Origin of the sequence: Pseudomonas sp. 67(2021), from assembly GCF_017491835.1 — a bacterium.
Classification (GTDB): Bacteria; Pseudomonadota; Gammaproteobacteria; order Pseudomonadales; family Pseudomonadaceae; genus Aquipseudomonas; species Aquipseudomonas atacamensis.
The window spans coordinates 93,722-106,857 of record NZ_JAFGYL010000009.1; the positions used below are offsets into that span (position 1 = coordinate 93,722).

A 13,136-nucleotide genomic window follows, 5' to 3' on the forward strand; every position below is an offset into this window, starting at 1 on the left:
ATGACACAGAATTCCATCACCCGCAGTTGGGTCGCTTCGGCCAACGGTCACAGCGATTTTCCGTTGCAGAACCTGCCGCTGGGCGTGTTCAGCCTCAAGGGTTCTGCGCCGCGTGCAGGCGTGGCGATCGGCGAGCACATCTTCGATTTGCAGGTGGCGCTTGAGGCCGGTCTGTTCGACGGTGTCGCACGCAGTGCGGTGGAAGCCATGCAGGGCGGGCAGTTGAACGCGTTCTTCGAACTTGGCCGTGAGGCGCGGGTGGCCCTGCGCGAACGCCTGATCGAACTGTTCAGTGAAGGCAGCACGCTGCGTGGCAGCATCGAAGCGCAAGGCGCGAAAGTCTTGCCACTGGCTGCCGATTGCCAGATGCACCTGCCGGCGCGAATCAGCGATTACACCGACTTCTACGTCGGCATCGAGCACGCGCAGAACGTCGGCAAACTGTTCCGTCCGGATAACCCGCTGTTGCCGAACTACAAGCACGTGCCGATCGGTTACCACGGTCGCGCTTCCACGGTGCGAGCGTCCGGCACCGACGTGCGCCGGCCGAAGGGCCAGACGCTGCCGGCCGGGCAGACCGAACCGGTATTCGGCCCATGCGCACGTCTGGATTACGAACTGGAGCTGGGCATCTGGATCGGCCAGGGCAATGAGATGGGCGAGCCGATTGCCATCGGTGACGCTGCCGAGCACATCGCCGGTTTCTGCCTGCTCAACGACTGGTCGGCGCGGGATATCCAGGCTTGGGAATACCAGCCACTCGGCCCATTTCTGTCGAAAAGCTTCATCACCAGTGTTTCGCCCTGGGTGGTGACGGCCGAAGCACTGGAACCGTTCCGCATGGCACAGCCGGCGCGCCCTGAAGGTGATCCGCAGCCGCTGCCGTATCTGCTCGACAAGCGTGATCAGGATGGCGGCGCCTTCGACATCGAGCTGGAAGTGCTGTTGCGTACCGAAACCATGCGCGAGCAGAACCTGCCCGCCCATCGCCTGACCCTGAGCAACACCCGCTACATGTACTGGACCGTCGCGCAAATGGTCGCGCACCACAGCGTCAACGGCTGCCAGTTGCAGGCCGGCGATCTGTTCGGTTCGGGCACTTTGTCCGGGCCGGAAAACGGCCAGTTTGGCAGCCTGCTGGAGATCACTGAGGGCGGTAAGAAACCGATCGAACTGGCTTCCGGCGAAGTGCGCAAGTTCCTTGAGGACGGTGACGAAATCATCCTGCGCGCTCGCTGTGCCCGCGAAGGTTTTGCCTCGATCGGCTTCGGCGAATGTCGCGGCACCGTGATCGCTGCACGCTGACAGGAGCGGCTTATGGATCTCTATGGCTATTACCGTTCCACTTCATCGTACCGGGTGCGAATCGCACTGGCGTTGAAGGGCCTCGATTACCAGGCGCTGCCGGTCAACCTGATCGCACCGTCGGGTGGTGAACATCGGCAGCCGGCGTATCTGGCGCTCAATCCCCAGGGCCGGGTGCCAACCTTGCGCACCGATGACGGTGCGCTGCTGATTCAATCGCCGGCGATCATCGAGTATCTGGAAGAGCGTTATCCACAGGTGCCGTTGCTGCCGGATGATCTGCTGACGCGCGCGCAGGTGCGCGGTGTCGCGGCGGTGATCGGCTGCGATGTGCATCCACTGCACAACGTCAGCGTGCTCAATCGCCTGCGCCAGGCGGGGCAGAATGAGGCGCAAGTGGTGGAGTGGATCAGCCATTGGATCAGCCAAGGGCTGGCAACGGTGGAGCAGTTGATCGGCGACAGCGGTTTCTGTTTTGGCGAATGGCCGTGCGTGGCGGATGTGTATTTGATTCCGCAGTTGTATGCGGCAGAACGCTTCAATGTTTCGCTGGAGGCTTACCCGAAAATCCGCCGCGTTGCTGCGCTCGCTTTGGAACATCCAGCGTTCATCAAGGCCCATCCCGCCAACCAACCAGATACCCCTAAATGATCGTTCCCACGCTTTGCGTGGGAATGCATCTTGTGACGCTCTGCGTCACATTGGACGCAGAGCGTCCGGGGCGGCATTCCCACGCGGAGCGTGGGAACGATCAACACAGGTTTGTGTGGGCCTCAAGGATGGGGCAAACCTGCAAAAAGCGGTCAATGTACGACGGAGTTGGGCGGCAGATGGCCGAGGCGTTCGGTCAGGCGCAGGCGCTGGATCGGGTCTTCGCTGAGCAATAACGCATGCTCCAGATCGAAGCGTTCAGCGTTCGGGCAATCCAGCCGTTGATACAGACTGGCCCGGGCCATGTAATCAGAGGCCTTCGCATCACCCAGTTCGAGCACTCGTTCTGCGTCGATCAGCGCGGCGATGTGATCGTCGTGGGTCAGGTGCAATTGGCGCAGATTGCGTGACAGACGCTGCAGCATCTGCACTGGCGTGGCCGTCAGCAGATGCTCGGCGCTGAGCTGCATGTTCGGCCCGTACTGACGTTGCAACAGTTCGCGACAGTCGTTGGGATACAAGCGTCGACCTCCGCAAGGGTCGAGCAAGTGGTCGGCGCCGGGTACCCGCAACAGGAAATGCCCGGGGAAGTTGACCCCGACCAAAGGAATCTCGAGGCCATGCGCCAGTTCCAGTGCGATCAACGCCAATGCCAGCGGCTGACCGCGCTGGGTGTGCAACACACGATGCAGCAGCGCCGCCTGCGGGCGCAGCGGCAGGAAATCATCCTGTGCGAAACCGAGATCGACCATGCGCCGCAACAGCGGTTGCGCCAGTTCGCTGACCGGCAGCATCGGCAGCCCATAGCTGACGCGTAGTTGCAGATCCTTGAAGGTGCGCAACCATGCCTCGGGCTCGAGGGTTTTGTCGTGCTCGGCACTTATCCACAGCGCAGCTTCCAGCAGGGCCGGCGGTGAACGATGCAGGCATTCGAAAAAGCGTTGGCGCGCACTCATCTGAATCTCCCTCCAATGCCTCGTTTTAGCCCCGTCCGGGTTGTTCGTCCAGTGCCGGGCGCGTTGAGCGCGAGTTATAGCGGCGCAACATTGTCCGCTCGGCGGCTCATGCTGGTGCGCGCCAGCAATTTTCAGGGGCAAGCCTATACTGGCGTTCTACAAGAAGTGATTCGGGAGCCTGTCGATGTTCGCTCTCATGCAAAGCACTCGCCTGGAATCGCTGCACTTGAGCGTGGACCCGGTCACCGGGTTGAAGGCGGTCATTGCCATTCATGACAGTCGCCTGGGGCCAGCCCTGGGCGGCTGCCGTTACCTTGCCTATCCCAACGACGAATCTGCGGTCGAGGACGCCATTCGCCTGGCGCAAAACATGAGCTACAAAGCGGCGCTGGCCGGCCTTGCGCAGGGCGGCGGGGTGGCGGTGATCGTGCGCCCGGCCCATGTCGAGAATCGCGCCGCATTATTCGAGGCTTTCGGCCGTTGCATCGAGCAGCTCGACGGTCGCTACATCACCGCCATCGACAGCGGCACTTCAGTGGCGGACATGGACTGCATTGCCCAGCAGACCCGGCATGTCACCAGCACCACCTCGGCAGGCGATCCGGCACCGCACGCGGCCATGGGCGTGTTCACCGGCATTCGCGCCACGGCGATGGCGCGTCTGGGCAGCGACAACCTCGAAGGCCTGCGCATCGCGATTCAGGGGCTTGGCAATGTCGGTTATGCACTGGCCGAGCAACTGCACGCTGCCGGCGCCGAGTTGCTGGTCAGTGACATCGACCACGGCAAGGTGCAACTGGCGATGGAGCAGCTCAATGCTCACCCGATCGCCAACGACGCATTGCTCAGCACGCCTTGCGACATTCTCGCGCCTTGTGGGTTGGGCGGTGTGCTCAACAGTCACTCAGTGTCGCAACTGCGCTGTTCCGCTGTGGCCGGTTCGGCGAACAATCAACTTTCCCATCTGGATGTGGCGGATCAACTGGAACGGCGCGGGATTCTTTATGCGCCGGACTATGTGATCAATGCCGGCGGGCTTATTTACGTTTCGCTTAAACATCGTGGCGAGGAGTTGCCGACGATTACGGCGCATCTGTCGAAAATCAGTTCGCGGCTGACCGAAGTCTTCGCCCATGCTCAGGCGGAAAAACGTTCGCCGGCGCGGGTGGCGGATGAGTTGGCCGAAAAGGTTTTGTATCGCTGAAAGCAAAAGATCGCAGCCTTCGGCAGCTCCTGCACTCGGAATGCAGGAGTTGCCGAAGGCTCGGGCCGCGATCGGACGATCTTTCTGATTACTTCGGCGCTTTCGCTGCTTTGGCGGGCTTCGCCGGCGCCTCGTCAGGTTCTGCCGCTTCAGCTTTTTCGACAGGCTCGGCCGGCACATTGATCAGCTCCGACAGCGCATCGGGCTGGCTCTTGAATGCCCGGGCGAACACATCACGATTCTTCGCCATGTAGATCCCGGCTTCTTCCACTTGCTGTTCGGTCAGGGACGGAACGGCTTTTTGCAGTACATCGGCCAGATATTCGGCCAGTTCGAGCATTTTGTCATGACGATCAGCTTCGGCTTTATCCATGAACAAGCGCTCCAGATCTCGGCTGCTGCGGTATACCACTTCGACGGCCATTCACCACCTCACATGCCTTCACGTTAAGTCGTCTTGACGACTACTGTATCCATATACAGCGAAAAGGATAAGCGAATCCCTGCGCCATGGGTAGTGGCTTTTCAATGTAGACCGGATTTGGCGTTTGTCAGGGGACGGTGTGGCTGCTATTCGCGAGCAGGCTCGCTCCCACAGAAATTCTATCGGTGCGACCAAACGCCACGGCGCGGGATTTGCGGCGGATCGCCATGATGCGTGGCCCTGAACCTGCATGAAAACCGTTGCAACAAGGCGCGCGCGCAAAACCGTCACGTGCGATACGCATCATCCGCCCGAAACGGGCTAAGGAAACTCATCGTGAAAATAAACTGGGCCGAGAAACTGCGGCGTAACGTGCATCAACTGGCCGAGTCCCTGGGCAACCTGTTCGTCGAAACCTTCCACTATCTGGCGCTGTTCGCCATCGGTGCGGTGACGGCGTGGGCGGCGGTGATGGAGTTCCTCGGCATGCTCGAAGTCGGGCACATCAAGATTGATGACATTCTGTTGCTGTTCATCTATCTGGAACTGGGCGCGATGGTCGGGATTTATTTCAAGACCAACCATATGCCGGTGCGCTTTCTGATTTACGTAGCGATCACCGCGCTGACGCGCTTGCTGATTTCCAACGTCTCGCACCACAACCCGCCGGACATGGGCATCATCTACCTGTGCGGCGGCATTTTGCTGCTGGCGTTTGCGATCCTGGTGGTGCGTTACGCTTCGTCGCAATTCCCTTCGGTGAAGATCGAGAACCCGCAGCGCAAGATCGGCACGGGCTCCAGCGAACATCCTGAAGTGGAGAAGGGCGAGCTCTAAAGGCCCGCCGCCTGGCCGGGCTGGCCTTTGACCCGTGGCGGTGGCGGGGTCAGCCCGGCGCCGCTGGTCATGGCTTCGAGAATCGACATGGCGCTGTGACCCTGTTCGATGGCGATGCCGAACTGGATGCTTTGTACCAGCCGTTTCAAACGCTCGGGATCGTTGCGCTGTTCGGCGCTGATCATGCGCTTGGCCACGATGCGGCCGGCGTTGGACAGGGTCAGCATGATGCTGCCGTCCAGGCCCTGAATGCTCAGATTGATCTGATAGTCCGGCGCGAAGGCATCGGTAATGATTTGAAATGGGTTGTCCATGATGCGTCACCGCCTGATTGAACGTGCAGTTGTTGACCGGCCATGATCCGATTTGGTTCGCAACACCAGACCACTGGCATCTCGTTCGCTGAGGTTTGCAATGTCCGTTTGCCTCAAGGGTGATGTAGCAAGGGGCATGCCGGAAAAATTGTCGAACAATAAACACGGCGAAAAAAACGGCGAGCCTCGGGGCTCGCCGTTTTTTGTGGCGCGTTTTCAGGGCAGGAATGAGCCGATGATCGCTGACAGTGCAGTCAGGCCGATCAACACTCCACCCAGTTCACCGCCAGCCCGCCCCGCGAGGTTTCCTTGTATTTGTCGTGCATGTCGGCGCCGGTGTCGCGCATGGTGCGGATCACCCGGTCGAGGGAAATGAAGTGATTGCCGTCGCCGCGCAGGGCCATTTGCGTGGCGTTGATCGCCTTCACCGCCGCGATGGCATTGCGCTCGATGCACGGCACTTGCACCAGGCCGCCGACCGGATCGCAGGTCAGACCGAGGTTGTGTTCCAGGCCGATTTCGGCAGCGTTCTCCAGTTGCTCCGGTGTCGCGCCGAGGACATCGGCCAGGCCGGCGGCAGCCATTGCGCAAGCCGAGCCGACTTCGCCCTGACAGCCGACCTCGGCACCGGAGATGGAGGCGTTTTTCTTGCACAAAATCCCGACAGCGGCTGCGCCGAGAAAGAACGCGACGACATCATCGTCAGACGCATCCGGATTGAATTTCATGTAGTAGTGCAGAACCGCCGGAATGATCCCGGCGGCGCCATTGGTCGGCGCGGTGACCATGCGCCCGCCGGCTGCGTTTTCTTCGTTGACGGCGAGGGCGAACAGGTTGACCCATTCCATCGCCGACAGGGTCGAGCTGATCACATTCGGTTTGCCGATTTCCAACAGGCTGCGATGCAGTTTTGCCGCGCGACGCGGTACTTTCAGACCGCCGGGCAGGATGCCTTCGTGGCGCAAACCTTGTTCGACGCACTCGCGCATTACTGACCAGATGTGCAGCAGGCCCTGACGGATTTCGGTATCGCTGCGCCAGGCGCGCTCGTTGGCCATCATCAGTTCGGACACGCGCAGATTATGTTGTTTGCACAGGGCAAGCAGCTCGGCGGCGCTGGAAAAATCGTAGGGCAACACCACGTCGCTGATTGGCGCCACACCAGACTCGGCTTCAGCCGCTTCGACGATGAAACCGCCGCCCAGCGAGTAATAGGTTTGCGTGAACAGCTCGGCGCTTTCGCCAAAGGCGCTCAGCGACATCGCATTGGGATGGTAGGGCAGGCTCTCGTCGAGCAGCAGCAGATCGCTCTGCCAGTCAAACGCAATTGAACGTTGACCGGCGAGGGACAGTTGCCCGGTTTCGCGCAGTTGCTGGATGCGTGGATCGATGGTTGAAGGATCGATGCTGTCCGGCCACTCGCCCATCAGGCCCATGACCGTCGCGCGGTCAGTGGCGTGGCCGACGCCGGTGGCCGAGAGCGAACCGTACAGGCGGATCTGCACACGTCGCACATCATTGAGCAGATGCTGATCGATCAGAGCCTGGGCAAAGGTCGCCGCTGCACGCATCGGACCGACGGTATGGGAACTGGACGGGCCGATGCCCACTTTGAATAGATCGAAAACACTGATAGCCATGCTAAACCCTTACAAGCAATGGAGTAGGAATCGCTGCCATTTTTTGTCGGACAAGCGCAATGTCGGCGATACTGCCTGCCTCGGTTCGAGGTGACCAACGAAACCTCCTAAGACAGCATTTAGCAGGACTAAACAATGAGTCGTCAATTGCATGCCCAGACCTATGTCTGGCTGCAGGTGTTTGCCTGTGCCGCGCGGCACCTGTCGTTCACCCGTTGTGCCGAAGAGCTGCACATCACCCCGGGCGCGGTCAGCCAGCAGATTCGTCAATTGGAAGAGCGCCTGGGCTTTCGCCTGTTTCATCGGCGCGCGCGCGGCGTTGAGTTGAGTGCACAGGGGCAGCGGCTGGCGATTACCGTCAATGAAGCCTATGGCAGCATCGATGCGGAATTGCGCCGGCTGGACGCCGGGATGATCAGCGGGACTCTGCGGTTGCGCTCGATCCCGTCGTTTCTTGGCAAGTGGCTGACCCCGCGCCTGCCGCGCTTGCAACAACGCTTTCCGGATATCCAGTTGCGCCTGGTGGCCGAGGACAGCAGCGTGCCACTGCATGAGGGCGATTTCGATCTGGCCATCGACCTTAACGATGGCAGCTACCCCGGATTGTTATCCACAGCCTTGCTCGACGAGCAGATATTTCCGGTGTGCGCGCCGAGCCTGTTGCGCGGGCGACCGCCGTTGCACGGGCCGGCGGATCTGATGCATTTCCCGTTGCTGCACGATATCACCGCCTGGCGTGGCAGTTACGAGTACGCGGAATGGGAGTTCTACCTGAACGCGATCGGCTTCGAAGGCGCCGATGTGCGACGCGGCCACACGTTCAACCGCAATCACCTGACCATCGAAGCGGCGATCGCTGGCATGGGCGTGGCGATTGCCCGGCGCACGTTGCTCAACGATGAGCTGGAGCGCGGCACGTTGATCGTACCTTTCGGCTTGTCGGTGCCCAACCATAAACGCTATGTGCTGCTGTATGCACCGGGGGCGTTGAGCCATCCGGGCGTGCGCGCTGTGCATGACTGGCTGGTGGAGGAGGCGGGGATTTTTCGCAGTTTGCACCCGCTGAACGAGCAGCAGATGTGAGCAGATTTTTCCGCGGAGCGGGTCGACCCAACTCCCGACATTAACAGCGCCTCGCTCGGTTGTCCGGCTTTTTTTGCGAATGAATATTTTTCTTTTTTCAGGGGTTGAAATGTTCGCCGCTCGGGCCGATTGTTGTAACCAGGAGGTCAGGAAATTCACTTCAAGGCCTCCAGCGAGCTAGCTGAAATAAGGGATGAACTATGCAAATCCAAGTCAACAGCGATAACCATATTCAAAGCAGTAAGCGACTGGAGGAGTGGGTACGTACAACTATTGAGAGCACGCTCGACCGTTATGAAGAAGACCTGACCCGTGTCGAAGTCCACCTGAGCGACGAGAACGGCGAGAAACCAGGTCCCCATGACTTGCGCTGCCAACTGGAAGCGCGGCCAAAAGGCCACCAACCGATTTCCGTGACCCATAAAGCCGATTCGCTGGAACAGGCGATCGACGGTGCCGCCGAGAAACTGGAGCACAAACTGGATCATCTGTTCGGCAAACTGCGAGGTAAACCACGCGCCGCTGTAGTGCCATTTACCGGCAAGGCCAACGACAAGCTGTTGGCGGAAGAATTTGACGAGAATGAACAGGCAGCGATCAACAGTTGATGCGCTGATTTCACAAGTCACACAAGGAGAACGGGCCTGCTGATGCAGGCCCGTTTTTTTTCGCATGGGGGGAAGGCTTCAGAGTCTGTTCAGAATGCCACCGACGTCTGCACATAAACCGTCCGCGGCTCACCCACGTACTTGCCCTTGTTGTTGTCATCGAACGAGCGTGTGAAGTACTGCGTGTTGAAGATGTTCTTCACCCCCACCGCCACATTCAAATCCGACAGTTGCGGTCCGAAGTCATACCCGGCGCGGCTGCTGAACAGCATGTAACCAGGGATCTTGCCGGTGCTGCCATCGGCGCTTTCTTTCGAAGTGTTGGCGTTGTCGGCGAACTGGTCGCTCTGGAAGCTGCTGTCCAGATTCAGCTTCCATGGCCCTTCGGTGTAACCGACGCCAATCGTGCCTTTGTGTTTGGAGGAAAACGGCACGCGGTTGCCTTTGTTCGGCCCGTCTTCGCGAATGGTTGCATCGACATAGGCATAACTGGCGTAGACATCGAAACCGGCCAGCGCCGGGCTCAAGTCATCCAGCGCGTAATTGACACTGGTCTCGATGCCCTGATGGCGGGTTTCGCCGCGAGCGATCACCGAGTCGTTGGTCTGGTTGCTTTCGTACTGGTTGTCGAAGTTGATCAGGAATGCGCCGATCTCCGCGCGCAGGGCACCGTTGTCATAGCGCGTGCCGAGTTCCCAGGTGCGGGCCTTTTCCGGTTTCACTTCGCCGCTGCTCACGCGATTGGGCATCTGGCTGTATTGCACGCTGCCGAACGAGCCTTCGGTATTGGCATACAGGTTCCAGCTGTCGGTGAGGTGATAAAGCACGTTCAGCGCCGGCAGCGCGGTGTTGTAGTCGCCCTTGTATTTGACGTTGGTCAGGTTGTTGGTCTGCTGCGACTCGATCATCTCGTAGCGCACGCCCGGGGTGATGGTCCATTTGCCGATGTCGATGCGGTCATCGACGAAGAACGCATTGGCTTCGGTGCCACCGCGAGTGTCACGGTCGTTGCGGCTGCTGGTGGTCGGGTATTCGTTGGCGCTGATCGGCGTGCGATAACGCAGTTCGTGGCCGGCCTCGTTGATGTAGCGGTATCCGACGCCGACTTCGTGGCTGCTCGGGCCGAGGTCGAAACCTTGGGCGAAACGGGTTTCCAGACCACGTACCCAATATTCGCGGGGCGACAACGAAAGGAATGTGCCCTGATCCAGATAACCGCTGCGCAGGGTTTTGGTGAAGAAGGTGTTGGCGGTGAATTCGCGGCGATCTTCCTGATAGCGATAGCCGAAGTTGAACATCGTCCGGCGGCCCCAGAACTGGTCTTTCGGCCGCGTCGACTGGTACGGATCGGCATCGTAATCGGCGACGGTGAGACCGCCGGGCATGTCGGCCTTGCCTTCGTAATACTGGGCCATGGCGTTGAAGCTGTTGGCCTCGTCGAGCTGATATTTGCCCTTGAGGATCAGGTCGTCGATCTCGGTATCGCTGTGTTCGCGCCAGTCACCGCCACGGGTGCCGGAGTACAACAGCGCACCACCGAGGCCGTTGGCGTTGGTGCCGCCGGCCAGCAGATTGGCGCTGGTCTTGAAACCGTCGTGGCTCGACGATGGGCTGGTTTCAGTCTGGAAACCACCCTTGACCGTCGGCTCGTCAGGAATCGCCCGGGTCACGAAGTTGACCACGCCGCCGACGTTCTGCGGGCCATAACGCACCGCGCCGCCGCCGCGCACCACGTCCACCGCATCCATGTTGCCCATGCTGATCGGCGCGAACGACAACTGCGGCTGACCATACGGCGCGAACGGTACCGGGATGCCGTCCATCAATACTGTCGAGCGCGCGGCCAGGCGTGGATTCAAACCACGAATGCCGAAGTTCAGCGCCATGTCGTGGCTGCCGGTGCCGTTGTTCTCCGGCGCGTTCACACCGGGGATGCGGTTGAGCACATCGCGGGCCTGGGTCGCGCCCTGGCGTTCGAATTCTTCGCGGCGGATCACATCACGCGCCCCGGGGTGTTCGAAGACATTGATCTGCGCCGCATCGCCGAGCCAGTCGCCGACTACGGTCGAGGTGCCCAGCTCCAGCGCCGCGTCAGCCAGCGGTTGCAGGCTGAAGGCATTGTCGCCTTCGGCGCGGGCTTGCAGGCCTGTGCCTTCGAGCAGGGCATCGAGGCCTTGTTGCGTCGTGTAATTGCCCTCCAGACCCCGGCTCTGCACACCGCTGGTGACTTGCGAGCCAAAGGAAATCAGCACGCCGGCTTCACGGCCAAACTGGTTCAGCGCGGTTTCCAGCGACGTCGGGGCGATGTGATAAACCTTGGTCTCGGCGCCCAGCGCAGCGGGCAGGGCGGTGAAACTCAGGCTGGCGCCGAGCAGAAGATTGCGCAGGCTGCGGGCCAGTGGGGTAAGGCGGGTGGGCTGCATGTGGATGATCCTGAGAAGGTGGAATCAAGGGGGCTTTCCTTCTCTGTCACGCCAGATCTGAAAAACGGCTCATGGTTTTGGCGTTTTTTTACACCCGCGCTTCGATGCTCACCCAATAACGGGTAAAGCGCTTCACTCTGACCGGCAGACTGATCTGCAACAGGTCGAGAATCCGCTCGCTGTCATCCAGTGGATACGTCCCGGAAATCAGCAAATCGGCAACCTGGCTGTCGCACCGCAGCTGCCCGCGCCGGTAGCGGCCAAGCTCTTCGAGGAAATCGCCGAGGCGCATATGGGCGGCGACCAGCATGCCGTCAGTCCACGCACCGCTGTTGGCGTCCAGTGGTTTGGCCGCGCTGACGGAGCTGGCAGTAAAACTCAACTGCCGCGCGACCGGCAGCAGCAGGGGCGCGCGCTGGTTGGCGACGAGTTCGACTCGTCCTTCGAACAGGGCGATCTGCGTGCGCTCAACAAACTGCCGCACATTGAGGCGCGCACCTTGGCTTTTCAGCACGCCGTGTGCCGTGCGTATCTCGAACGGATTTGCAGCGCTCAACAGCATTTCGCCTTCGAGCAGACGAATCGTACGCTGCGTGTCATCGACATCGACGGAACTTGCGGTATTGAGCTGTAACGAATCGGCACCGCCCAAGCCGATCTTGCGCCGCTGGCCGACCGGCGTGCGGTAATCGGCGAGCAGCGACGGCAACGGCGTGTGCTCGCGCATGCCCCAGGTCGCCGCTGAGCCGGCACCGAGAATCAGCAACATTTTCAGCGCCTGACGGCGGCTGCCGGACTTCGGTCCGTTCAACGCCGCGTGGGCCAACGGCGACGAAACGCCGCGCAAACGCTGATTGACTCGTTGCATGTGTTCCCACGCCCGGCGGTGTTCGCTGTGTGCATCCAGCCATTGTTGCCAGGCCTGTTGCTGGCGCGGGGTCAGCGTGCCCTGCTGCATTTCCAGCAGCCAGTGCACCGCCTGTTCGGCGACTTGCGCGGAGAAATCCGGCACCCGATTCACAGGGCGAAATAGCAGCGCATGGCCGCTTTGTTCAAATGGCGTTTGACCGTGGCCACTGAGATGCCCAGTTCTGCGGCGATCTGTGGATAAGTCAGACCATCGACCTGCGCGAGCAGAAAGGCGCGTTTGACCTGGCGCGGCAAGCCGTCGAGCAGTTCATCGAGTTCGACCAGTGTCTGCAGGATGATCGCTTTGTGCTCTTCCGACGGCGCGACCATTTCCGGCATTTGCGCCAGCGTCTCGAGGTAGGCGCGTTCCACATCCTGGCGCCGGTAATGATTGAACAGCACGCGCTTGGCCAAAGTGGTGAGAAAGGCGCGCGGTTCGATGATCGTCGGTGGTTCGCGGGCGGTCAGCACCTTGATGAACGTGTCCTGAGCCAGATCCGCCGCGCTGTCCGGGCAGCCGAGCTTGCGCCGCAACCAGCCGGTGAGCCAGCTGTGATGAGCGTGGTATAGCGATTCGACGGGATGGGCGGGCGGCAACGAAATCACTCCGGACGCAAAAACTTGCGTAGAGAACGTGCATTAGAGAACAAGAACGGTTCGCATTGTAGAGGCTGGCGACAGTGTCCGGCAATCAGATGCTTTTGCGTATGAGAATATTTATCATTAATATTGCTCGCCTGTAGATTCGGCTTGTCGGCCGAACGTTTCCGTTTCAGGGTCGA

Annotated in this window: 12 protein-coding genes and 1 pseudogene; 6 read left to right on the forward strand and 7 right to left on the reverse strand. The window is 60.4% G+C overall.

Features of this window, described 5'->3' with window-relative positions:
- Positions 1 to 1,305, forward strand: a complete 1,305-nt coding sequence (gene fahA / locus J5M66_RS13660; RefSeq protein ID WP_123443451.1) for a fumarylacetoacetase — start codon at positions 1 to 3, stop codon at positions 1,303 to 1,305.
- A 12-nt stretch (positions 1,306 to 1,317) separates the two neighbouring features.
- Positions 1,318 to 1,956: a maleylacetoacetate isomerase gene (gene maiA / locus J5M66_RS13665; RefSeq protein WP_123443452.1), complete on the forward strand. Its 639-nt coding sequence runs from the start codon at positions 1,318 to 1,320 to the stop codon at positions 1,954 to 1,956.
- 152 nt (positions 1,957 to 2,108) lie between these two features.
- On the opposite strand, the gene J5M66_RS13670 is transcribed toward maiA, so the two are convergent.
- Entirely contained in the window at positions 2,109 to 2,912 is an 804-nt protein-coding gene (locus J5M66_RS13670) for a transglutaminase family protein (RefSeq protein WP_024011653.1), read from the reverse strand.
- Between the two features lie 184 nt (positions 2,913 to 3,096).
- Between J5M66_RS13670 and J5M66_RS13675 the strand changes: the two genes are divergently transcribed.
- Entirely contained in the window at positions 3,097 to 4,116 is a 1,020-nt protein-coding gene (locus J5M66_RS13675; RefSeq protein ID WP_016771635.1) for a Glu/Leu/Phe/Val dehydrogenase dimerization domain-containing protein, read from the forward strand.
- Between the two features lie 184 nt (positions 4,117 to 4,300).
- Here J5M66_RS13675 and J5M66_RS13680 read toward each other — a convergent pair.
- Positions 4,301 to 4,540: pseudogene (locus J5M66_RS13680) on the reverse strand (YebG family protein); the annotation flags it as partial.
- Between the two features lie 336 nt (positions 4,541 to 4,876).
- Here J5M66_RS13680 and J5M66_RS13685 point away from each other — a divergent pair.
- Positions 4,877 to 5,377: a phosphate-starvation-inducible PsiE family protein gene (locus tag J5M66_RS13685; protein WP_016771633.1), complete on the forward strand. Its 501-nt coding sequence runs from the start codon at positions 4,877 to 4,879 to the stop codon at positions 5,375 to 5,377.
- Here the strand turns inward: J5M66_RS13685 and J5M66_RS13690 are convergent.
- Both J5M66_RS13690 and J5M66_RS13695 read right to left on the reverse strand, forming a co-directional pair.
- The gene (locus J5M66_RS13690; RefSeq protein ID WP_016771632.1) at positions 5,374 to 5,691 is read right to left on the reverse strand and encodes a DUF3509 domain-containing protein; all 318 of its coding nucleotides are present in this window, start codon (positions 5,689 to 5,691) and stop codon (positions 5,374 to 5,376) included. The two genes, J5M66_RS13685 and J5M66_RS13690, sit on opposite strands and share 4 nt — an antisense overlap.
- 263 nt (positions 5,692 to 5,954) lie before the next feature.
- Positions 5,955 to 7,331, reverse strand: a complete 1,377-nt coding sequence (locus tag J5M66_RS13695; RefSeq protein WP_207808476.1) for an L-serine ammonia-lyase — start codon at positions 7,329 to 7,331, stop codon at positions 5,955 to 5,957.
- 135 nt (positions 7,332 to 7,466) lie between these two features.
- Here J5M66_RS13695 and J5M66_RS13700 point away from each other — a divergent pair, with 135 nt between their 5' ends.
- Together J5M66_RS13700 and J5M66_RS13705 are read left to right on the forward strand one after the other, a co-directional pair.
- Positions 7,467 to 8,414, forward strand: a complete 948-nt coding sequence (locus J5M66_RS13700; protein ID WP_123443455.1) for a LysR substrate-binding domain-containing protein — start codon at positions 7,467 to 7,469, stop codon at positions 8,412 to 8,414.
- 200 nt (positions 8,415 to 8,614) lie between these two features.
- Positions 8,615 to 9,022 carry an HPF/RaiA family ribosome-associated protein gene (locus J5M66_RS13705; protein WP_016771629.1) on the forward strand — a complete coding sequence of 136 codons (408 nt, stop codon included), beginning with the start codon at positions 8,615 to 8,617 and terminating at the stop codon, positions 9,020 to 9,022.
- 89 nt (positions 9,023 to 9,111) lie between these two features.
- Here J5M66_RS13705 and fecA read toward each other — a convergent pair whose 3' ends face one another.
- The 3 genes from fecA to J5M66_RS13720 all read right to left on the reverse strand — a co-directional run bounded on the left by fecA (position 9,112) and on the right by J5M66_RS13720 (position 12,951).
- Positions 9,112 to 11,445 carry a TonB-dependent Fe(3+) dicitrate receptor FecA gene (gene fecA, locus J5M66_RS13710; RefSeq protein WP_206421038.1) on the reverse strand — a complete coding sequence of 778 codons (2,334 nt, stop codon included), beginning with the start codon at positions 11,443 to 11,445 and terminating at the stop codon, positions 9,112 to 9,114.
- 88 nt (positions 11,446 to 11,533) lie between these two features.
- Positions 11,534 to 12,466 carry a DUF4880 domain-containing protein gene (locus tag J5M66_RS13715; RefSeq protein ID WP_206421037.1) on the reverse strand — a complete coding sequence of 311 codons (933 nt, stop codon included), beginning with the start codon at positions 12,464 to 12,466 and terminating at the stop codon, positions 11,534 to 11,536.
- Positions 12,463 to 12,951 carry a sigma-70 family RNA polymerase sigma factor gene (locus J5M66_RS13720; RefSeq protein WP_206421036.1) on the reverse strand — a complete coding sequence of 163 codons (489 nt, stop codon included), beginning with the start codon at positions 12,949 to 12,951 and terminating at the stop codon, positions 12,463 to 12,465. Before J5M66_RS13720 ends, J5M66_RS13715 begins: the two co-directional genes overlap by 4 nt.
- Positions 12,952 to 13,136 lie beyond the last annotated feature (185 nt).